Genomic DNA, 18,106 nt, shown 5'->3' with positions numbered 1-18,106 from the left:
CGCCCGGACAACCTGTTGAGTCAGAAGGGGACGTTATACATGCAAACTCTCGCGATGAGCGGTCAGTCGGAATCCCGGTGCGGGCCTGTGGCGAATGCCGACCATGACCGTTGGCGGCGATTCGGCCAAGGCCCGACCGTCACGCCCGACTTTTTCCTGATCCACCGCGCCATCGAAGCGCAGGCGGCGAACCAGCCGGAAGGCATCGCCGCCCGTCATCTCGGGCAGACCGTGACCTACGGCGAGCTGAACCGCCAGGCCAATCGTCTGGCGGCGCACCTGAAGGCGCAGGGTGTGGCGGCCGGGGATCATGTCGCCCTGTTCGTCGAGCGTTCCATTCCCATGCTGGTCGGGATGCTGGCGGTGCTGAAAGTGGGGGCCGCCTACGTCCCGCAGCACGTCGGCATCACACCGGCTGCGCAGCTGAGCCACATCCTGTCGGTCGCTTCGATCCGTGTGGTGCTGACGCTGTCGTCGCTGAGCCAGGCGATCCCGCTGACCGGCGAACATCGTTGCATCGAACTGGACACCTTCATGGCGACGCCGGGAGGGGCGGGCGATGACGACAACCCGACGGGCAACGACGTCTCGGCGCAGGCGCTGTGCTTCGTGCTGTTCACCTCCGGCACCACCGGCGTGCCCAACGGCGTGCGCGTCACCCACCGCAACGTCTGCAACATTCTGTTGACCGCTCCCGGCAACCTCGGCCTGCGCCCGGGGCTCAAGGTGGGGCAGATCCTGAACATCGCCTTCGACATGGCGGCCTGGGAGACCCTGGGTTGCCTGGCCCACGGCGCCACCTTGCTGATCCGCGGCAAGGACATCGCCGAAACGGCCGAACAATGCGATGTGCTGATCGCGACGCCGTCGATCCTGGCCCGTCTCGACCCGGCGCGCTGCACGCGGATGCGGGTGGTGGCCCTGGCCGGTGAGCCGTGCCCGCGTCCCCTGGCGGACCGCTGGGCCTCGTTCTGCACCTTTTACAACGCGTGCGGGCCTACCGAGACCACGATCATCAACACCCTGCAGCATTACCGGGGCGAAGGCGCACTGACGATCGGCAAGCCGACGCCGAACAACACAGTGTATGTGCTGAACGAGTCGGGCGAACTGTGCGGGCCGGGCGAAGCGGGCGAAATGTGGGCCGGCGGCGATTGCGTGACGGCCGGCTACCTCGGCAACCCTGAGCTTTCGGCCGAACGCTATCGGCTCGATCCGTTCCTCGGAGGGGGCCGGCTGATGTTCCGCACCCGTGACCTGGGCCGCTGGACGGAGGATGGCGAACTGGAACACCTCGGGCGCGTCGATGACCAGGTCAAGGTGCGCGGGTTTCGGGTGGAGCTCGATGCGGTGTCCGCGGTCCTGGAGTCGTCGGCGGGCTGTGAGCGCGCGGTCACGCTGAAGCTCGACGACCGGAGCCTGGTGGCCTTCGTCTTGCCGGCCGGCACGGACATCGACGCCGCACGGCGACGCTGCGAGGAGCGGCTGGCCTATTACTGCGTCCCGTCCCTGATCCTGGCGCTGGACGACATTCCGCTGACCTCCAGGGGCAAGGCCGACAAGCGTCTGTTGCTGGAACGGGCGCAGGCGCATTTGGCGCAGGGTGCAGGCACCGGGCAGGAGGTGTCGGCATGAAGGGGCTGGATCCGGGCCTCCCGGCGCGGCGCCCGCTTTGGCGCCGCCTGGGAACGCTGCCGCTGTTCTCCCACTACAACCGATTGTTCGCGATGGTGATCGCGGGCAATTGCATGGCGCTGGCGTACGGATTGACGGGTGGGCAGTGGTGGTCGCCGACGGGCATCGCCTTGCAGACGCTGGTGAACCTGGTGGTGGTCAACCTGTCGTTGGCGGTGCTGATCCGCCAGCAGTACCTCATCAACCTGTTGTTCTGGCTGGCGACGCGCGTGCCGACGACGTGGCCGTTGGCGGTGCGCCGCTCGCTGGCCAAGGTCTACCATTTCGGGGGGCTGCACAGCGGCGCGGCGGTGGCGGCAATCGGCTGGTTCGCCGCGTTCTTCGGTACGCTGGCCTGGCGCAGTAGCGCGGGCGACGGGGTTTCGCTCACGTTGCTGGGGATCAGCGGTACGCTGCTCGGGCTGCTGGCGCTGATCGCGGTGCTGGCGTTGCCGCGGATTCGCTCGCGCTATCACAACGGCTTCGAACGGATGCACCGGTTCGGCGGGTGGACGGCGCTCGGGTTGTTCTGGGCGATGACGCTGGCGTTCGCAGCCGACCGGCATCCGGCCGATCCGCTGGCGCAGGTGCTTGTCGGGTCGCCTCCGTTCTGGGCGCTGCTGGTGGTCACGTGCAGCATCGCGTTGCCGTGGCTGCGCCTGCGCAGAGTCCCGGTGACATGGGTCAGGCCCTCCTCGCATGCGGTGATTGCCCGGTTCACCCATCACACACCGTTCACCGGCTCTTCCATTGCGATCAGCCGTCACCCGCTGTGGGAATGGCACGCCTTCGCCAACATTCCCGCGCCGGGAGAAAACGGCTTTCGCCTGATCATTTCCCGGGCGGGCGACTGGACCGGTTCCTTCATCGAACAGCCGCCGTCCCACGTCTGGGTCAAGGGCATCACCACGGCGGGCGTGGCCCGCATCGAAACACTGTTCAAGTCGGTGGTGTACATCGCCACCGGCAGCGGCATCGGCCCGGTCCTGCCTCACCTGTTGGCCGGACAGGTGCCGGCGCGCCTGGTCTGGTCGGCGCGCAGCCCCAGGGCCACCTACGGCGATGCGCTGGTGGACGAGATTCTCGAAGCTCAGCCCGAGGCACTGATCTGGGATACCCGCGAGTCGGGAAAACCGGATCTGGTGGCTTTGGCGTACGCGGCCGTCCGTTCCTTCGGTGCGGAGGCGGTGATCTGCATCTCCAACCAGCACTTGACCGAGCTGGTGGTCGAGGAGATGGAAGCGCGGGGCATTCCGGCCTACGGCGCGATCTGGGATTCCTGACACGCCGCCGTCGCGGCTGTCGCACATCAATTGAGGAGAATCAGGATGACGAATGTGAATATTTTGGTCGAGCGGTTGGGGCGTGTCGTGTTGGTCCGGCTCAATCGTCCGCAGGCGCGCAATGCGCTGAACACCCCCTTGATGCAGGCGTTGATTGAAACCCTGCAACGTCTGGACAGCGATCCTGCGGTCGGCTGTTTCGTGGTGACCGGAACAAAGGATTTCTTTGCCGCCGGTGCCGACATCAGGGAAATGCACGGCAAGTCTTGCCTGGACATGGTGCAGGAAGACTATTTTTCCGGCTGGGATGCGTTCGCCGGGCTGCGTACGCCGAAAGTCGCCGCCGTCGCCGGCTATGCCTATGGCGGGGGCTGCGAGCTGGCGATGATGTGCGACGTGATCGTCGCGGCCGGATCCGCCCGGTTCGGCCTGCCTGAAATCACCTTGGGCGTGATGCCGGGCATGGGCGGCACCCAACGGTTGACCCGCCTGGTCGGGCGCGCCAAAGCGATGGACATGATTCTGACCGGGCGTTCGATGTCCGCCGATGAGGCGGAGCGGGCCGGCCTGGTCTCTCGGGTGACGGGCGACGAGGACGTGTTGGAGCAGGCCTTGGCGATTGCGCAGCGGATCAGCGGTTTCTCCCGGCCGGCCACGCTGGCTGCCCGGGAGGCGGTGGACCGTGCGCTTGAGGTGGGGATGCGCGAAGGCGTGCTGTCCGAGCGCCGTGCGTTTCATGCCTTGTTCGCCACGCCGGGGCAGAAGGAGGGCATGCAGGCCTTCCTGGAGAAACGCGAGCCTTGCTTCAACCGGAGCTAGACAACTGAGCACCGGCTCGCTCGCGGTTAACTGAAAGAAACTACAGTTCAAAGGGAATAATCCTACGAGGCGTTCGTCTCATAGCACCTTTTCCTATGGCCGATGGCCCTGGAGTCTTTTATGGTTGATCGCAGTTCACCGAACCGCTCGCCCGACACTTCACCACCCGGCGAGCCGCAGCGTCCGCCGTTGGGGGCCGCAAGCCTGCTGGTGCGCTTGACCGGCATTGCCGTGGTGGTTGCCGCAATGGCCGGGGCGTTTGCCTACGTGCACGGCAGCTTCGACCCGCAACGCCTGACGCCCAAGGCGTTGGTCGATGTGCTGGAGAAGAACAACGGCATCCACCCAGGCTTTCGCCGCAACCACGCCAAGGGTGTGTGCGTGATCGGGCATTTCGAAAGCAGCGGCGAGGCGCGGGCGTTTTCCGCCGCGCAAGTGTTCAACGAGCCCGTCACGCCCGTGGTCGGCCGATTCGCCTTGCCGGCGGGCAGTCCCTATGCGCCGGACGGCAGTGTGCCGATCCGCAGCCTGGCCCTGCGCTTCAAGCAAGCCAACGGGCAGCAATGGCGCACCGGCATGAACAGCATGCCGGTGTTCCCGGTGGGCACGCCCGAGGCGTTCTATCAACTGTTGCAGGCGCAGTCGCCGGATCCGGCCACCGGCAAGCCTGACCCGTCGAAGGTGCCGGCGTTCTTCGCCGCCCACCCGGAAACGGTGCCGTTCCTGACTTGGGTGAAGACGGCCAAGCCGTCGGCCAGCTATGCCACGGAAACCTACAACAGTGTGAATGCGTTCTACCTGGTCGACGCCGGCGGGAAAAAGCAGGCGGTGCGCTGGAGCATGGCGCCGCAGGCCCAGGACGCCGCCGGCGCTTCTGCGCCGGAGGGCGCCGACTTTCTGGAGAAGGATCTGGTGCAGCGCCTGGCCGCAGGGCCGCTGCGCTTTCAGTTGAACATCACGTTGGCCGACCCGGCCGACCCGGTGAACGATGCGAGCAAGGCCTGGCCCGCCGGCCGCAAGGTGCTGAACGCCGGCACGCTGGTGCTGGAAAAGACGCAACCACAACTGAGCGGCGAGTGCCGTGACATCAATTACGACCCGCTGGTGCTGCCGGCCGGCATCGAAGGTTCAGACGACCCGCTGTTGGCCGCCCGTTCGGCCGGTTACGCCGATTCCTACCTGCGCCGCACCAGTGAAGTCAGCCAATTGCCCGCCACCCGACAGGAGGCTCGCCCATGAGCAAGCAACCGACCCATTTTGCGTTTCCGGCGCGGCTGCTGCACTGGCTGATGGCGTTGATGATCATCGCGATGCTGTTCATCGGCGCGGGCATGGTCGCTTCGGTGTCGGCGCGGCATGAATGGCTGATCAACCTGCACAAGCCCTTGGGCATCGCGATTCTGGCGCTGGCGGTCGTGCGGCTGCTGGTGCGGTTCTCCACCCGCCAGCCGCCGTTGCCCGAAGACCTGCCGGGCTGGCAGGCGATGGCGGCCAAGGCGTCCCATGTCCTGCTGTACGGGCTGATGCTGGTGCTGCCGCTGCTGGGGTGGGCGATGATCAGCGCGGCGGGCGACCCGGTGATGCTGGGCCGTTCGCTGCAGCTGCCGTCGATCCTGCCGGCCGATGCGCAGGTGTTCGCGCTGTTGCGCAAGGCCCACGGTTATCTGGCGTACCTGCTGTTCGTGACGGTGCTGGTGCATCTGGCGGCCGCGCTGTTCCACGGCTGGGTGCGCCGCGACGGCGTGCTCGACAGCATGTTGCGCGGGCGGGATCGCGGCTGACCGCTTGAGCGCGAATCGCCGTCGCAAAAAAAAGATCGCAGCCTGGCTGCGATCTTTTTTTGGGGGCGCGAGGGGAGGGGATCAGCGCAGGCCGTCGACGATCTCGGCGATGGCGGTCAGCACGTCCTTGCCCAGTTGCTTGGAGCGCTTGCCCGACCAGCCGGTGAGGGCGTTCGGGTTGTCGTCGTGATCCTTGAACGGCATCTCCAGGGTCTGCGACAGGCAGTCGAACCGCTGGCCGACGCTGTTGCACGCCAGGTTCATGTTGGCTTGGCCCGGTTCGTCGCGGGTGTAGCCGTGCTTGGTCTGGAAGTCCTTGGTGATGCGCTTGAGGTGGCTGCGGAAATCCTCTTCGAGTTTCTCCAGGCGCGGCGTGAAGCCGGGGTTGCCTTCGCAGCCGGCGGTGAACACGTGCGGGATTTCCTCGTCGCCGTGGATATCCAGGAACAGGTCGACGCCGTACGTTTCCATCTGCTGCTGCACGAACAGGACTTCGGGGCTGATTTCCTGGCTGGCGGTCTGCCAGGCGCGGTTCAGGTCCTGGCCCATGGCGTTGGTGCGCAGGTGCCCGTGGAACGCGCCGTCGGGGTTCATGTTCGGCACCAGGTACAGATCGGCCTTGGCCAGCAGTGCGTTCAAGACCGGATCGTCGTGGCGCTCCAGGCGTTCGATCACCCCCTCCATGAACCATTCGGCCATGTGCTCGCCGGGATGCTGCTGGGCGATGATCCAGACCTTGCGCCGGCCCTCGGCGCCGCTGCCCTTACGCAGCAGCTGGATGTCGCGGCCTTCGACGCTCTTGCCGGTGGCCAGCAGTTCGGTGCCGGCCTTGGTCAGGGCCTGGTCGATCAGCCAGTCGTGACGGCCGCGGCTGTAGGGCTCGAAGTAGGCGAACCAGGCGTGGGTCTGCTCGGCTTCGAGGCAGAAGCGCAGGCTGTCGCCTTCGAATTGGGTCGGAATGCGGAACCAGTTGACGTGGTCATAGGAGGCGACCGCCTGATAGCCGGTCCAGGCTTTGTTGTAGGACGATTGACTGGCGTTGACCAGGCGGAACCAATGCTCCTGGTGGACATGCAGGCCGCTGGCCTTGAAGTGGAACCACTGGAAATGGTTGCTGCGGGTGTCAGGGCGGATCGCCAGCACCGGGTTGAGCGGGTTGCTGATGTCGACAACCTGGATGTTGCCGCTGTCGAAGTTGGCGCTGATGTCGAACGAAGATTTGGCCACGGTCATATCGGTTCCTGAACAGGATTTTTATGGTGGCTACTCTACACGCAAGACAGGGGTGAAACCGAGGGAATTTGCGGGGTGTGCGGGTGGGGGCGTCCTCCATGACGCGCAGGCAGCTTAGTGGCTGTGCGATTGATTCTCAAGTGCTAAATGTCATTGTCTGGGGCCGGTGAGGCGGGGTTCGGCTTGCCAAGCGATATTCTTTTGATATTATCCGCGCCACTGAATTTGCAGCACCTGAAGACTTCATTAGCCTGAAGCCAAAAGCCAGAAAACTGGCAAAAAAAAGACCCGGCAAAAAGCCGGGTCAAAAACCGTGATTAGCCTGATGAGGAGATAGTCCAGAAGACCGACCTAAGGTCTCTGGTCCATCGGCCGGTCTCGCGACCAGCTGCGTCCAATAATAATCATTATCATTTGCAAGTCAAATGATTTTATCTGCGCGATCGGAAAAATCTTTCCGATCCGATTCCGTTCCTCAATGACCGCCGCCATCGAGCGAGTGATCGACCATCGCCCGTGCCATGTCCACCATGTGCACCACCGAAAACGCCAGATCCCGACTGACGCCCTGCAGCCCGTCCGTGGCCTTGATCGCCGTTGCCGCCGCGCAGCGCAGCAGGTCGGAGGCATGCACCAGGGATTCTTCGCTGCTGAGGTTGCGGTTGACGCCGAAGAAGCGGTCCTCGGTGTCGGGCTCGGACACAGTCGGTTTCAAGTAATAGTCCAGTGCGCGTTGCGCGGCAGCGCTGCCTTGAGGTGAAGTGAGCGTGGTGTCGATCTGCAGGTCGGGCAAGTCTTTGCTGGTGATGTTCATGGCGTGAGGTCACTCCCTGTTCGTGTTTGAATCCATGACCCAAGCATAATACTCGTCGTATTTGTGACCAGAATTTAAATACTACAATATGTGTTTTGCTGGCCGAAGGCGTCCACGTATGGTGCCGCACATGGATAAATGGATTGAATTGGTCAAGGCCAAAATGAGTGAACTCAAAGTCACTCAAGTCGAGCTCGGCGAACGCGTCGGCATGTCTCAGGGCGGCATCGGCCATTGGCTGAACAAGCGTCGGGAGCCGGGCGTCGATGAGATGAACCGGGTGCTCAAGGCGCTGGGAATGGACTTTCTCGAGGTGGCGCTGGTGATCCGCGAACCGCAGCCGGACGCCGACGAGGGAATGCCGCTGGCGCAGAAGTACAACCCGTACTTCCGCTACCCCGTCAACGACTGGCGCGAGCCCCTGCAGGTGCGTGAAGCCGAACCTGCGTATGCGGGCGTCCAGGACAAGCGCCGCTTCGAACTGACGGACTACCATGCCCGCGGCGCGGCGTTCTGGCTGCTGGTGACGGGGGACTCGATGACGGCGCCCAGCGGCCCGAGCATCGCCGAAGGCATGCTGATCCTGGTGGATCCGGCATTGGAGGCGGAGCCGGGCAAACTGGTGATCGCCCAATGGGCGGACAGCGATGAAGCGATTTTCCGCAAGCTGATCGAAGAGGGCGGCCAGCGTTACCTGTTGCCGCTCAATCCGACCTGGCCGAAAGCCCTGTTCACCGACGCGTGCCGCATCATCGGTGTCGTGGTGCAGGCAACGGCCAGGTTCTAGTCGGATCGATCCTCGCCAGGCGTAGGATCGATCTTCCTTTACGCCTCTTCCAACTCGACCAGCGCGCTGCCTTCGCCGACCATTTCGCCTTCCTGGCAATACAGCGCCTTGATCACGCCGGCGTGGGGCGCGCGGATGCTGTGCTCCATCTTCATCGCCTCCAGCACCACCAATTGAGCGCCGGCCTCGACCGTTTGCCCGGCCTCGACCAGCACACGCACGATGCTGCCGTTCATGGGCGCCGTCAGGCCGCCCTGGTGGCTGTGGCTGGCTTCGACCGCGCTGATCGGATCGTAGGTTTCGATGCGACGCCATTCGCCGTCCCATTGCAGGTACAGAGCCTCCCCGTGGCGGATTGCCCGGTGCTGACGACGCAGGCCGTCGCGTTCGATCGACAATTGTTCGCCGATCAGCCTGGCGTCGCCGGCGGCGCCGAGGGTCAACGCCCGATCCTGTCCCTCGCAGCTCAGATGCAACGTGATCTCTTGCGGCAAGCCCGCGCGCAGACCGCTGTGCAAGGACCACGGTGAAGCCGGGTCATCCGCCCGTGCCGCACCCGGCAGGCTTTGCGCGAAGGCCTGCGCCGCCGCGTTCCAGAACGCATCGCTCAATGCGCTAGGCGCCGGCAGCAATTGTTCCTGATAACGGGGAATGAACCCGGTATCCAGTTCCGCAGCGGCAAAGGCCGGATGCGCGATGATCCGCCGCAGGAAGCCGATGTTGGTCTTCAGGCCGCCGATGGCGAACTCATCGAGCATGCTCAGCAAACGCAGGCGCGCCTGTTCCCGGTCTTCGCCCCAGGCGATCAGTTTGCCCAGCATCGGGTCGTAGTACGGCGAAACCCCGTCACCTTCCTCCACGCCGCTGTCCACCCGCCGACCCGGCCCGGCGGCCGATTCGCGGTACAGCGCCAGGCGGCCGGTGGCCGGCAGGAAATCGTTGGCTGGGTCTTCCGCATACAGCCGTACTTCAATGGCGTGGCCGTTCAGCGGCACTTGATCCTGGGTGATCGGCAGCGCTTCGCCCCGGGCGACGCGGATCTGCCAGGCCACCAGGTCCAGCCCGGTGATGGCTTCGGTGACCGGGTGTTCCACTTGCAGCCGGGTGTTCATTTCCATGAAGAAGAATTCGCCGCGGGCATCCAGCAGGAACTCCACCGTGCCCGCGCCGACATAGCCGATGGCCTGGGCCGAACGCACCGCCGCCTCACCCATGGCCCGGCGCAGTTCGGGGCTCAGGCCGGGCGCGGGGGCCTCTTCGACGACCTTCTGGTGCCGACGCTGGATCGAGCAGTCGCGCTCGTTCAGGTACAGGCAGGTGCCGTGACGGTCGGCGAACACCTGGATCTCCACGTGCCGCGGCTTGAGCAGGTATTTCTCCACCAGCATCCGCGAGTCGCCGAAGGACGATTGCGCCTCACGCTGGGCCGAGGCCAGGGCTTCGGCCAGTTGGCTGACGTCCTCGACCACTTTCATGCCTTTGCCGCCGCCGCCGGCCGTAGCCTTGAGCAGCACCGGATAGCCGATGCGTTCGCAGGCTTCGCGGAAGGTGTCCAGGTCCTGCGCTTCGCCGTGATAGCCCGGCACCAGCGGCACGCCGGCGGTTTCCATCAAGGCCTTGGCGGCGGACTTGCTGCCCATGGCATCGATGGCGGAGGCGGGCGGGCCCAAGAAGAGCAGGCCGGCGTCTTCGATGGCGCGGGCGAACCCGGCGTTCTCCGAAAGGAACCCGTAGCCGGGATGGATCGCCTGGGCGCCGCTGGCCTTGGCCGCCGCGATCAGTTTGTCGATCTGCAGGTAGCTGTCGGCCGCCTTGCTGCCGCCCAGGTCGACGCGGATGTCCGCTTCCCGGCTGTGCCGGGCGTTGCGGTCGGTGGCGCTGTGCACGGCGACGGTGGTCAGGCCCAGGGCCTTGGCGGTGCGCATCACCCGGCAAGCGATCTCGCCGCGGTTGGCCACCAACAGGGTGGTGAGAACAGGTGCGCTCATCAACGCGGCTCCTTGGTGGTGGTTGCGGCTTGCCAGCTAGGTGGACGTTTCTGCAGGAAGGCGCGCAAGCCTTCCTGGCCTTCGGGGCTTACACGGATGCGGGCGATGGCGTTTTCCGTGTAGCGGCGCAGGGCCGGAGTCAGCGCGCCGTTGCCCACCTCACGCAGCAGCTCCTTGCTGGCGCGCAGGGCGGCGGGGCTGTTGAGCAGCAGGTTGTCGACCCACTGCGCGACCTTGTGCTCAAGCTCGTCGGCCGGATAGCTCTCGGACAGCAAGCCGATCTCCCGGGCCCGCTGGCCGCCGAAGCGTTCGGCGGTCAGGGCGTAGCGCCGCGCCGCACGCTCGCCGATGGCCTGCACCACGAACGGGCTGATCACCGCCGGCGCCAGGCCGATGCGCACTTCCGACAGGCAGAACTGCGCATCGTCGGTGCCGATGGCCATGTCGCAGCAACTGATCAGGCCCAGCGCGCCGCCGAACGCCGCGCCCTGCACCACGGCCAGCGTCGGGATCTTCAGCTTGGCGAGGTTGTACATCAGTTCCGCCAGTTCCCGGGCGTCGTCGAGGTTGGTGTGGTAATCCAGTTCGGCCGACTGCTGCATCCAGGCCAGGTCAGCCCCGGCGCTGAAATGCTTGCCGCGGCCGCGCACCAGCAGGAAACGCAGGCTGGCGTCGCTGGCGATCTTGTCGAGGGCCAGGATCAGCTCGCGGATCATCTCGGCGTTGAACGCGTTGTTCTTCTCTTCGCGGCTGAGCCACAGGGTCGCGAAGCCCCGTGGGTCGCTCTGCAGTTCGAGGGTGTTGAAGTCGCTCATGAGGTTCTCCCGATCACATCCGGAACACGCCGAAGCGGCTCGGTTCGATAGGCGCGTTCAGCGACGCGGACAAGGCCAGGGCCAGCACGTCGCGGGTCTGCGCCGGGTCGATGACGCCGTCGTCCCACAGCCGTGCGCTGGAGTAGTAGGGGTGGCCTTGCTCTTCATACTGGTCCAGGATCGGCTGCTTGATCTCCGATTCCTGCTCGGCGCTGAAGCCCTGGCCGCTGCGTTCGGCCTGCTCGCGCTTGACCTGCACCAGCACGCCGGCGGCCTGTTCGGCGCCCATCACGCCGATCCGCGCGTTCGGCCACATCCACAAGAAGCGCGGGTCATAGGCCCGGCCGCACATGCCGTAGTTGCCGGCGCCGAAGCTGCCGCCGATGATCACGGTGAACTTCGGCACTTTGGCGCAGGCCACGGCGGTCACCAGTTTCGCGCCGTGCTTGGCGATGCCGCCGGCCTCGTATTTCTGGCCGACCATGAACCCGGTGATGTTCTGCAGGAACAAGAGCGGAATGCCGCGCTGGCAGGCCAGTTCGATGAAGTGCGCGCCTTTCTGCGCGGCCTCGGCGAACAGGATGCCGTTGTTGGCCAGGATCGCGATCGGGTAGCCGTGCAGGTGAGCGAAACCGCACACCAGCGTGGTGCCGAACAGGGCCTTGAACTCATCGAACACCGAGCCGTCCACCAGCCGGGCGATGACTTCGCGCACATCGAACGGCTGCTTGGCGTCGGCGGACACCACGCCGTACAGCTCGTCGCTGCCGTAGAGCGGGGCGATCGGCGCGCGTTGCTGCACTTCGCCGAGCTTGCGCCAGTTGAGGTTGGCCACGCTGCGGCGGGCGAGGGCGAGGGCGTGTTCGTCGCTTTCGGCGTAGTGGTCGGCCACCCCGGAGACCTTGCAGTGCACATCGGCCCCGCCCAGGTCTTCGGCGCTGACCACCTCGCCGGTGGCGGCCTTCACCAGCGGCGGTCCGGCGAGGAAGATGGTCGCCTGCTGGCGCACCATGATCGCTTCGTCGGCCATCGCCGGCACATACGCGCCGCCGGCGGTGCACGAGCCCATGACCACGGCGATCTGCGGGATGCCCATGGCGCTCATGTTGGCCTGGTTGAAGAAGATCCGCCCGAAGTGTTCGCGGTCCGGGAACACCTCGTCCTGACGCGGCAGGTTGGCGCCGCCGGAGTCCACCAGGTAGATGCACGGCAGGCGGTTCTGCTGGGCGATGGTCTGGGCGCGCAGGTGTTTCTTCACGGTCAGCGGGTAGTACGAGCCGCCTTTCACCGTGGCGTCGTTGGCCACGATCATGCATTCGACGCCTTCGACCCGGCCGATGCCGGCGATCACGCCGGCGGCGGGCACGTCTTCGCCGTACACCGCGTGGGCGGCCAGTTGGCTGATCTCAAGGAACGGCGAGCCCGGATCGAGCAAACGGTTGATCCGCTCGCGCGGCAGCAGCTTGCCGCGTGAGGTGTGGCGTTCCTGGGCTTTCGCGCCGCCGCCCTGGGCCACTTGGGCCAGCAGGGTGTGCAGGGCGTCCACTTGCTTGAGCATCGCCGCGCTGTTGGCGGCGAACTCCGCTGAACGGGGATTGAGCTGGGTGTGCAGGATTGCCATGGACAGCTCCGTTTAGCGGGTTTCGTTGAACAGTTCGCGACCGATCAGCATGCGGCGGATCTCACTGGTGCCAGCGCCGATTTCGTACAGCTTGGCGTCACGCAGCAGACGGCCCGCCGGGAATTCGTTGATGTAGCCGTTGCCGCCCAGGATCTGGATCGCGTCCAGGGCCATCTGCGTGGCGCGTTCGGCGGTGTAGAGGATCACCCCGGCGGCGTCCTTGCGGGCGGTCTCGTTGCGCTCGCAGGCCTGGGCCACGGCGTAGAGGTAGGCGCGGCTGGCGTTGAGCTGGGTGTACATGTCGGCGACCTTGCCCTGGATCAGCTGGAACTCGCCGATGCTCTGGCCGAACTGCTTGCGGTCGTGGATGTACGGCACGATCAGGTCCATGCACGCCTGCATGATCCCGGTCGGGCCGCCGGACAGCACGACGCGCTCGTAGTCGAGGCCGCTCATCAGCACTTTCACGCCGCCGTTGAGCACGCCGAGGATGTTCTCTTCCGGCACTTCGACGTCATCGAAGAACAGCTCGCAGGTGTTGGAGCCGCGCATGCCGAGCTTGTCGAACTTGTTGCTGCGGCTGAAGCCTTTCCAGTCGCGCTCGACGATGAAGGCGGTGATGCCGTGAGGGCCCTTTTCCAGGTCGGTCTTGGCGTAGATCACGTAGGTGTTGGCGTCGGGGCCGTTGGTGATCCAGGTCTTGCTGCCGTTGAGGACGAAGCGGTCGCCGCGCTTGTCGGCGCGCAGTTTCATCGAGACCACGTCGGAGCCGGCGTTCGGTTCGCTCATGGCGAGGGCGCCGACGTGTTCGCCGCTGATCAGCTTGGGCAGGTATTTGCTTTTCTGTTCGTGGTTGCCGTTGCGGTTGATCTGGTTGACGCAGAGGTTGGAGTGGGCGCCGTAGGACAGCGCGACGGAGGCCGAGCCGCGGCTGATCTCTTCCATGGCCACCACGTGCGCCAGGTAACCCAGGCCGGCGCCGCCGTACTCTTCCGGCACGGTGATGCCGAGCAGGCCCATGTCGCCGAACTTGCGCCACATGTCGGCGGGGAACAGGTTGTCGCTGTCGATCTGGGCGGCACGCGGGGCGAGCTGGTCAGCGACGAAGGACTGAACCTGATCGCGCAGCATGTCGATGGTTTCACCGAGGGCAAAGTTCAGGGTTGGGTAGCTCATGGGTCACCTTTTGGCTTTTTTGTCGGGTGGGGAGGGCGGCGGTTCGGCTCTCACCTTTACGTTAACGTAAGCCTGTGACGAATGGCTGTCAATCACCCTTTACGTTAACGTCAACTTGAGCGAGAGTAGAGCCAGTTCTGAAAGACCGGCGTCGCTCTTTGTGATGAGGGAGCTTGCTCCCGCTGGAGCGCGAAGCGGTCGCAAAATCGCAGTCTGCGGTGCGTCTGGCATCGTCGGCCTGCCGGTTTCACGACTGCTGCGCAAGCCTCTCGCCACCAGCGCCACGCTCCTACAAAAAAGACAATAGGGGTCGTCATGGATCAACCCAGTGCAAACCCGCAGCGCAGCTACACCCGCGGTTCCCAGGACAAAGCCTTGCTGGCGATGACCATCGGTCAGAAGTTCGACGAGACCGTCGCGCGTTACCCGGACGGCGAGGCGCTGGTGGTGCGCCATCAGCAGCGGCGCTACACCTGGCGGCAACTGGCCGAAGAGGTGGATCTGCACGCCAGGGCCTTGCTGGCGTTGGGGCTTGAGGCCGGCGACCGGCTCGGCATCTGGTCGCCGAACTGCGCGCAGTGGTGCATCACCCAGTTCGCCACGGCGAAGATCGGCGTGATCCTGGTCAACATCAACCCGGCTTACCGCAGCAGCGAGCTGGAATACGTGCTCAAGCAGTCCGGCTGCCAATGGCTGGTGTGCGCCGGCGCGTTCAAGAGCTCCGACTACCACGGCATGCTGCAAGGCCTGCTGCCGGAGCTGGCCGAGCAGTCCATCGGCCAGTTGCGCAGCGAGCGCCTGCCGGACCTGCGCGGGCTGATCAGCCTGGATGCGCAGCCGCCGTCGGGGTTCCTGCCGTGGTCGCAACTGGCGGACCTGGCCGCCGGGGTCACGGCGCAGCAACTGCGCGAACGCAGCGACAGCCTGCACTTCGACCAACCGGTGAACATCCAGTACACCTCCGGCACCACCGGTTTCCCCAAGGGCGCGACCCTCAGTCACTACAACATCCTCAACAACGGCTACATGGTCGGCGAAAGCCTGGGCCTGACCGCCGCCGACCGGCTGGTGATCCCGGTGCCGCTGTACCACTGCTTCGGCATGGTCATGGGCAACCTCGGTTGCGTCACCCACGGCAGCACCATGATCTACCCCAACGATGCGTTCGACCCGCTGCTGACCCTCAGCACCGCCGCCGAAGAGAAAGCCACGGCGCTGTACGGCGTGCCGACCATGTTCATCGCCATGCTCGATCAGCCGCAGCGCACGGAGCTCGACCTGTCGGCCCTGCGCACCGGGATCATGGCCGGCGCCACCTGCCCGATCGAAGTGATGCGCCGGGTGATCAGCGACATGCACATGAGCGAGGTGCAGATCGCCTACGGCATGACCGAGACCAGCCCGGTGTCGTTGCAGACCGGTCCCGCAGATGAACTGGAACTGCGCGTCACCACCGTCGGCCGCACCCAGCCGCAGCTGGAAAGCAAGATCATCGACGAGGCGGGCAACCCGGTGCCGCGCGGCACCATCGGCGAGCTGTGCACCCGTGGCTACAGCGTGATGCTCGGCTACTGGAACAACCCGCAGGCGACCGCAGAAGCCATCGATTCCGCCGGCTGGATGCACACCGGCGACCTGGCCAGCATGAACGACGAAGGCTACGTGTGCATCGCCGGGCGCAACAAGGACATGATCATCCGCGGCGGCGAGAACATTTACCCCCGCGAGCTCGAAGAGTTCTTCTTCACTCACCCGGCGGTGGCGGATGTGCAGGTCATCGGCATTCCGTGTTCGCGCTACGGCGAGGAAATCGTCGCCTGGATCAAGTTCCACCCCGGCCACAGCGCCACCGAGCAGGAGTTGCAGGCCTGGTGCAAGGAGCGCATCGCCCACTTCAAGACGCCGCGTTACTTCCGTTTCGTCGAGGAGTTCCCGATGACGGTGACCGGCAAGATTCAGAAATTCCGCATGCGCGAGATCAGCATCGAGGAGTTGCGCGACAGGCTGGGCTGACGCCATCGCCGGCCGGTTGGCTCCCACAGGCGTTGCTTCGCGCATCGCCGTGTGGGGGCGCGGGGGGGGGCGGTCATCGGGGGTGTTTTCAGGATCGCAGACAGCACAAAGGGGAGCCGAGGCTCCCCTTTAATTTTGTCGTCGCGTGCTCTTTTTATTATTGAGGGGCGGCCTGTTGTTGTTTTTGTTGACCGTGGCCCTTTGCTGCGTTTTTTGGCGATCCCCATCCGGGATCAAGAGCAAACGTATTTTTTTGAGCGCTGATCTGCTTTCTCGCTAGGCGATCCAACCGATACGGGAGCTACCTGAAGGTAGTTTTATTGTTCTCTGCCCGGTTGCGGGTCACTCCGAAGAGCACCCTGAAAAGCACACCTTCTCCAAAAAAATCTGTTAGCTGCGTCTCTGCCGTGTTGTTTTTGTTATGTCAGAGTCGTTTCGTCTTGTTTTTATTGGTTTGCCACTTTTTTATTCTTGTTATGCCAGAGAGATAGCAGTTGCCGTGCCAACTTTTAAAAATCCTTTAAATTCAATGGTTTGAGTTTTTTGAAGGATTTTTCCTTCAGGCAAAACCAGACAATTTGTTTCCGTGTTACTCGTTCGTGCCCGCATTCCGGGCCGCAGCGGTAACACCGTGTCCCCTCACTGTGCGCTGCGGGCCTTGGCCACGCGCGAACCGGTCGGGCGGCCCAGCACGGCACTGATCTGCAGGCCCGCGGCAATCAAGGCGTCCAGGTCGATGCCGGTCTCGATGCCTAGGCCGTTGAGCAGGTACACCACGTCTTCGGTGGCGACGTTACCGCTGGCGCCCTTGGCGTACGGGCAGCCGCCGAGGCCGGCGATGGAGCTGTCGAACACGTTGATGCCTTCGAGCAGGCTGGCGTAGATGTTGGCCATGGCCTGGCCGTAGGTGTCGTGGAAGTGGCCGGCGAGCTTCTCCCGCGGCACCTGGGCCGACACCACCTCGAACAGCCGACGGGTCGCGCCCGCCGTGCCGGTGCCGATGGTGTCGCCGAGGGAGACTTCATAGCAGCCCATCGCGTACAGCTCGCGGGCGACCGCCGCGACCTGCTCCGGTGCCACCGCACCTTCGTACGGGCAGCCCAGCACGCAGGACACGTAACCGCGCACGGTCACGCCATGCTGTTTCGCCGCTTCCATCACCGGTGCGAACCGCGCCAGGCTTTCGCTGATCGAGCAATTGATGTTGCGCTGGGAGAAGGCTTCGGACGCGGCGGCGAACACCGCGACTTCCTTGACCCCGGCCGCCACGGCGTCCTCGAAACCGCGCAGGTTCGGCGCCAGCGCGCCGTAGGTCACGCCCGGCGTGCGCCGGATCTGGGCGAACACCTCGGCGGAGCCGGCCATCTGCGGCACCCACTTGGGCGACACGAAACTGCCGACTTCTATATAGCCAAGGCCGGCGGCGCTGAGCGCGTCGACCAGTTGCACCTTGTCGGCGACGCTGAGGGGCCGGGCTTCGTTCTGCAGGCCATCGCGCGGGCCGACTTCGATCAGGCGTACTTGGGAGGGGAGGGACATGGCGTTGACCTGTTGTATGTGTCTGACGTCTACGAGAGCCCGTAGCAGCCAGCCTGCCGGCGATTGCGGTGGTTCAGCCACGTCAATGTCGCCTGACGCGCCGCCATCGCCGGCAGGCTGGCTCCCACAGGGGATGGGGTGGGGCTATTGCACGGCCTGCTGACTCTTGAGCGTCTGCTCCAGCGCCTGCACGCAGCGTTCTTCGGCGGTGTCGAGTTCCAGCTTCATCTGTTCGATGTCCAGCAGTTGCTGTTCGAGCTGCGCGCGGCGTTCGCTGATTTTCGCCAGCATGCTGTTGAGCTGTTTGGTGTTGCCGCTGGACGGGTCGTAGAGCTCGATCAGTTCGCGGCATTCGGCCAAGGAGAAACCGATGCGCTTGCCGCGCAGGATCAGCTTCAGGCTGACCTTGTCGCGCGGTGAGTAGATGCGTTCCTGGCCTCGGCGCTCGGGGCTGAGCAGGCCTTGCTCTTCATAGAAGCGGATCGCCCGGGTGGTGATGTCCAGCTCGCGGGCGAGGTCGGAGATGCTGTAGGTCTGGCTGCTCATGGAAGCGCTCGAAAAGG

15 protein-coding genes are annotated in these 18,106 nt (G+C 64.9%); 7 read left to right on the top strand and 8 right to left on the bottom strand.

The genetic code is table 11. From position 1 onward, the window contains the following. The first annotated feature begins 39 nt into the window (after window positions 1-39). The 5 genes from CAG33_RS08200 to CAG33_RS08180 all read left to right on the top strand — a co-directional run bounded on the left by CAG33_RS08200 (window position 40) and on the right by CAG33_RS08180 (window position 5,557). Window positions 40-1,635: an amino acid adenylation domain-containing protein gene (locus CAG33_RS08200; RefSeq protein WP_085637822.1), complete on the top strand. Its 1,596-nt coding sequence runs from the start codon at window positions 40-42 to the stop codon at window positions 1,633-1,635. Continuing rightward, window positions 1,632-2,957: a hypothetical protein gene (locus CAG33_RS08195; RefSeq protein WP_085637693.1), complete on the top strand. Its 1,326-nt coding sequence runs from the start codon at window positions 1,632-1,634 to the stop codon at window positions 2,955-2,957. Before CAG33_RS08200 ends, CAG33_RS08195 begins: the two co-directional genes overlap by 4 nt. Before the next feature lie 54 nt (window positions 2,958-3,011). After that, window positions 3,012-3,776, top strand: a complete 765-nt coding sequence (locus CAG33_RS08190; protein WP_085580091.1) for an enoyl-CoA hydratase-related protein — start codon at window positions 3,012-3,014, stop codon at window positions 3,774-3,776. 120 nt (window positions 3,777-3,896) lie between these two features. Then, a complete protein-coding gene (locus tag CAG33_RS08185; protein WP_085637690.1) occupies window positions 3,897-5,015 on the top strand; it encodes a catalase family peroxidase in 1,119 nt (372 codons plus the stop codon). Beyond that, window positions 5,012-5,557, top strand: coding sequence for a cytochrome b (locus CAG33_RS08180; protein WP_085579699.1), 546 nt, complete (start codon window positions 5,012-5,014; stop codon window positions 5,555-5,557). Before CAG33_RS08185 ends, CAG33_RS08180 begins: the two co-directional genes overlap by 4 nt. Window positions 5,558-5,638: 81 nt before the next feature. Here CAG33_RS08180 and CAG33_RS08175 read toward each other — a convergent pair whose 3' ends face one another. Both CAG33_RS08175 and CAG33_RS08170 read right to left on the bottom strand, forming a co-directional pair. Further along, a complete protein-coding gene (locus CAG33_RS08175; RefSeq protein ID WP_085579701.1) occupies window positions 5,639-6,790 on the bottom strand; it encodes a M14-type cytosolic carboxypeptidase in 1,152 nt (383 codons plus the stop codon). A gap of 475 nt (window positions 6,791-7,265) precedes the next feature. Then, window positions 7,266-7,604 carry a DUF6124 family protein gene (locus tag CAG33_RS08170; protein ID WP_085579703.1) on the bottom strand — a complete coding sequence of 113 codons (339 nt, stop codon included), beginning with the start codon at window positions 7,602-7,604 and terminating at the stop codon, window positions 7,266-7,268. A gap of 130 nt (window positions 7,605-7,734) precedes the next feature. Here CAG33_RS08170 and CAG33_RS08165 point away from each other — a divergent pair, with 130 nt between their 5' ends. Beyond that, the gene (locus tag CAG33_RS08165) at window positions 7,735-8,391 is read left to right on the top strand and encodes a LexA family transcriptional regulator (protein WP_085580093.1); all 657 of its coding nucleotides are present in this window, start codon (window positions 7,735-7,737) and stop codon (window positions 8,389-8,391) included. Window positions 8,392-8,429: 38 nt separating this feature from the next. Here CAG33_RS08165 and CAG33_RS08160 read toward each other — a convergent pair whose 3' ends face one another. From CAG33_RS08160 to CAG33_RS08145, 4 genes are read right to left on the bottom strand one after another with little or no spacing between them, the layout of a single operon-like run. Continuing rightward, a complete protein-coding gene (locus CAG33_RS08160; protein WP_085637687.1) occupies window positions 8,430-10,379 on the bottom strand; it encodes an acetyl/propionyl/methylcrotonyl-CoA carboxylase subunit alpha in 1,950 nt (649 codons plus the stop codon). After that, the gene (locus tag CAG33_RS08155; protein ID WP_085579707.1) at window positions 10,379-11,194 is read right to left on the bottom strand and encodes a gamma-carboxygeranoyl-CoA hydratase; all 816 of its coding nucleotides are present in this window, start codon (window positions 11,192-11,194) and stop codon (window positions 10,379-10,381) included. Before CAG33_RS08155 ends, CAG33_RS08160 begins: the two co-directional genes overlap by 1 nt. A gap of 13 nt (window positions 11,195-11,207) precedes the next feature. Next, window positions 11,208-12,815, bottom strand: coding sequence for a carboxyl transferase domain-containing protein (locus CAG33_RS08150; RefSeq protein ID WP_085579708.1), 1,608 nt, complete (start codon window positions 12,813-12,815; stop codon window positions 11,208-11,210). Window positions 12,816-12,827: 12 nt separating this feature from the next. Next, window positions 12,828-13,991, bottom strand: a complete 1,164-nt coding sequence (locus CAG33_RS08145; protein ID WP_085579710.1) for an isovaleryl-CoA dehydrogenase — start codon at window positions 13,989-13,991, stop codon at window positions 12,828-12,830. Between the two features lie 315 nt (window positions 13,992-14,306). Here CAG33_RS08145 and CAG33_RS08140 point away from each other — a divergent pair, with 315 nt between their 5' ends. Then, on the top strand, window positions 14,307-16,004 hold the full coding sequence (locus tag CAG33_RS08140) for an AMP-binding protein (RefSeq protein WP_085637684.1): 1,698 nt from the start codon (window positions 14,307-14,309) through the stop codon (window positions 16,002-16,004). Window positions 16,005-16,643: 639 nt separating this feature from the next. On the opposite strand, the gene CAG33_RS08135 is transcribed toward CAG33_RS08140, so the two are convergent. Both CAG33_RS08135 and CAG33_RS08130 read right to left on the bottom strand, forming a co-directional pair. After that, window positions 16,644-17,543, bottom strand: a complete 900-nt coding sequence (locus tag CAG33_RS08135) for a hydroxymethylglutaryl-CoA lyase (protein ID WP_085637681.1) — start codon at window positions 17,541-17,543, stop codon at window positions 16,644-16,646. Between the two features lie 144 nt (window positions 17,544-17,687). Beyond that, complete coding sequence (locus tag CAG33_RS08130) at window positions 17,688-18,089, bottom strand: MerR family DNA-binding transcriptional regulator (protein ID WP_085579717.1); 402 nt, start codon at window positions 18,087-18,089, stop codon at window positions 17,688-17,690. Window positions 18,090-18,106 lie beyond the last annotated feature (17 nt).

Origin of the sequence: Pseudomonas sp. B3(2017) (assembly GCF_002113595.1) — a bacterium.
GTDB classification, from domain to species: Bacteria; Pseudomonadota; Gammaproteobacteria; order Pseudomonadales; family Pseudomonadaceae; genus Aquipseudomonas; species Aquipseudomonas ekonensis.
This window is presented reverse-complemented; position numbering and strand designations above follow the sequence as displayed.

What these genes read in the sequence shown, in the direction of transcription:
- CAG33_RS08200 (WP_085637822.1), top strand. Translation starts at nt 40, where the DNA reads ATGCAAACTCTCGCGATGAGCGGTCAGTCGGAATCCCGGTGCGGGCCT.
- CAG33_RS08195 (WP_085637693.1), top strand. Translation starts at nt 1,632, where the DNA reads ATGAAGGGGCTGGATCCGGGCCTCCCGGCGCGGCGCCCGCTTTGGCGC.
- CAG33_RS08185 (WP_085637690.1), top strand. Translation starts at nt 3,897, where the DNA reads ATGGTTGATCGCAGTTCACCGAACCGCTCGCCCGACACTTCACCACCC.
- CAG33_RS08180 (WP_085579699.1), top strand. Translation starts at nt 5,012, where the DNA reads ATGAGCAAGCAACCGACCCATTTTGCGTTTCCGGCGCGGCTGCTGCAC.
- CAG33_RS08175 (WP_085579701.1), bottom strand. Translation starts at nt 6,790, where the DNA reads ATGACCGTGGCCAAATCTTCGTTCGACATCAGCGCCAACTTCGACAGC.
- CAG33_RS08170 (WP_085579703.1), bottom strand. Translation starts at nt 7,604, where the DNA reads ATGAACATCACCAGCAAAGACTTGCCCGACCTGCAGATCGACACCACG.
- CAG33_RS08165 (WP_085580093.1), top strand. Translation starts at nt 7,735, where the DNA reads ATGGATAAATGGATTGAATTGGTCAAGGCCAAAATGAGTGAACTCAAA.
- CAG33_RS08160 (WP_085637687.1), bottom strand. Translation starts at nt 10,379, where the DNA reads ATGAGCGCACCTGTTCTCACCACCCTGTTGGTGGCCAACCGCGGCGAG.
- CAG33_RS08155 (WP_085579707.1), bottom strand. Translation starts at nt 11,194, where the DNA reads ATGAGCGACTTCAACACCCTCGAACTGCAGAGCGACCCACGGGGCTTC.
- CAG33_RS08150 (WP_085579708.1), bottom strand. Translation starts at nt 12,815, where the DNA reads ATGGCAATCCTGCACACCCAGCTCAATCCCCGTTCAGCGGAGTTCGCC.
- CAG33_RS08145 (WP_085579710.1), bottom strand. Translation starts at nt 13,991, where the DNA reads ATGAGCTACCCAACCCTGAACTTTGCCCTCGGTGAAACCATCGACATG.
- CAG33_RS08140 (WP_085637684.1), top strand. Translation starts at nt 14,307, where the DNA reads ATGGATCAACCCAGTGCAAACCCGCAGCGCAGCTACACCCGCGGTTCC.
- CAG33_RS08135 (WP_085637681.1), bottom strand. Translation starts at nt 17,543, where the DNA reads ATGTCCCTCCCCTCCCAAGTACGCCTGATCGAAGTCGGCCCGCGCGAT.
- CAG33_RS08130 (WP_085579717.1), bottom strand. Translation starts at nt 18,089, where the DNA reads ATGAGCAGCCAGACCTACAGCATCTCCGACCTCGCCCGCGAGCTGGAC.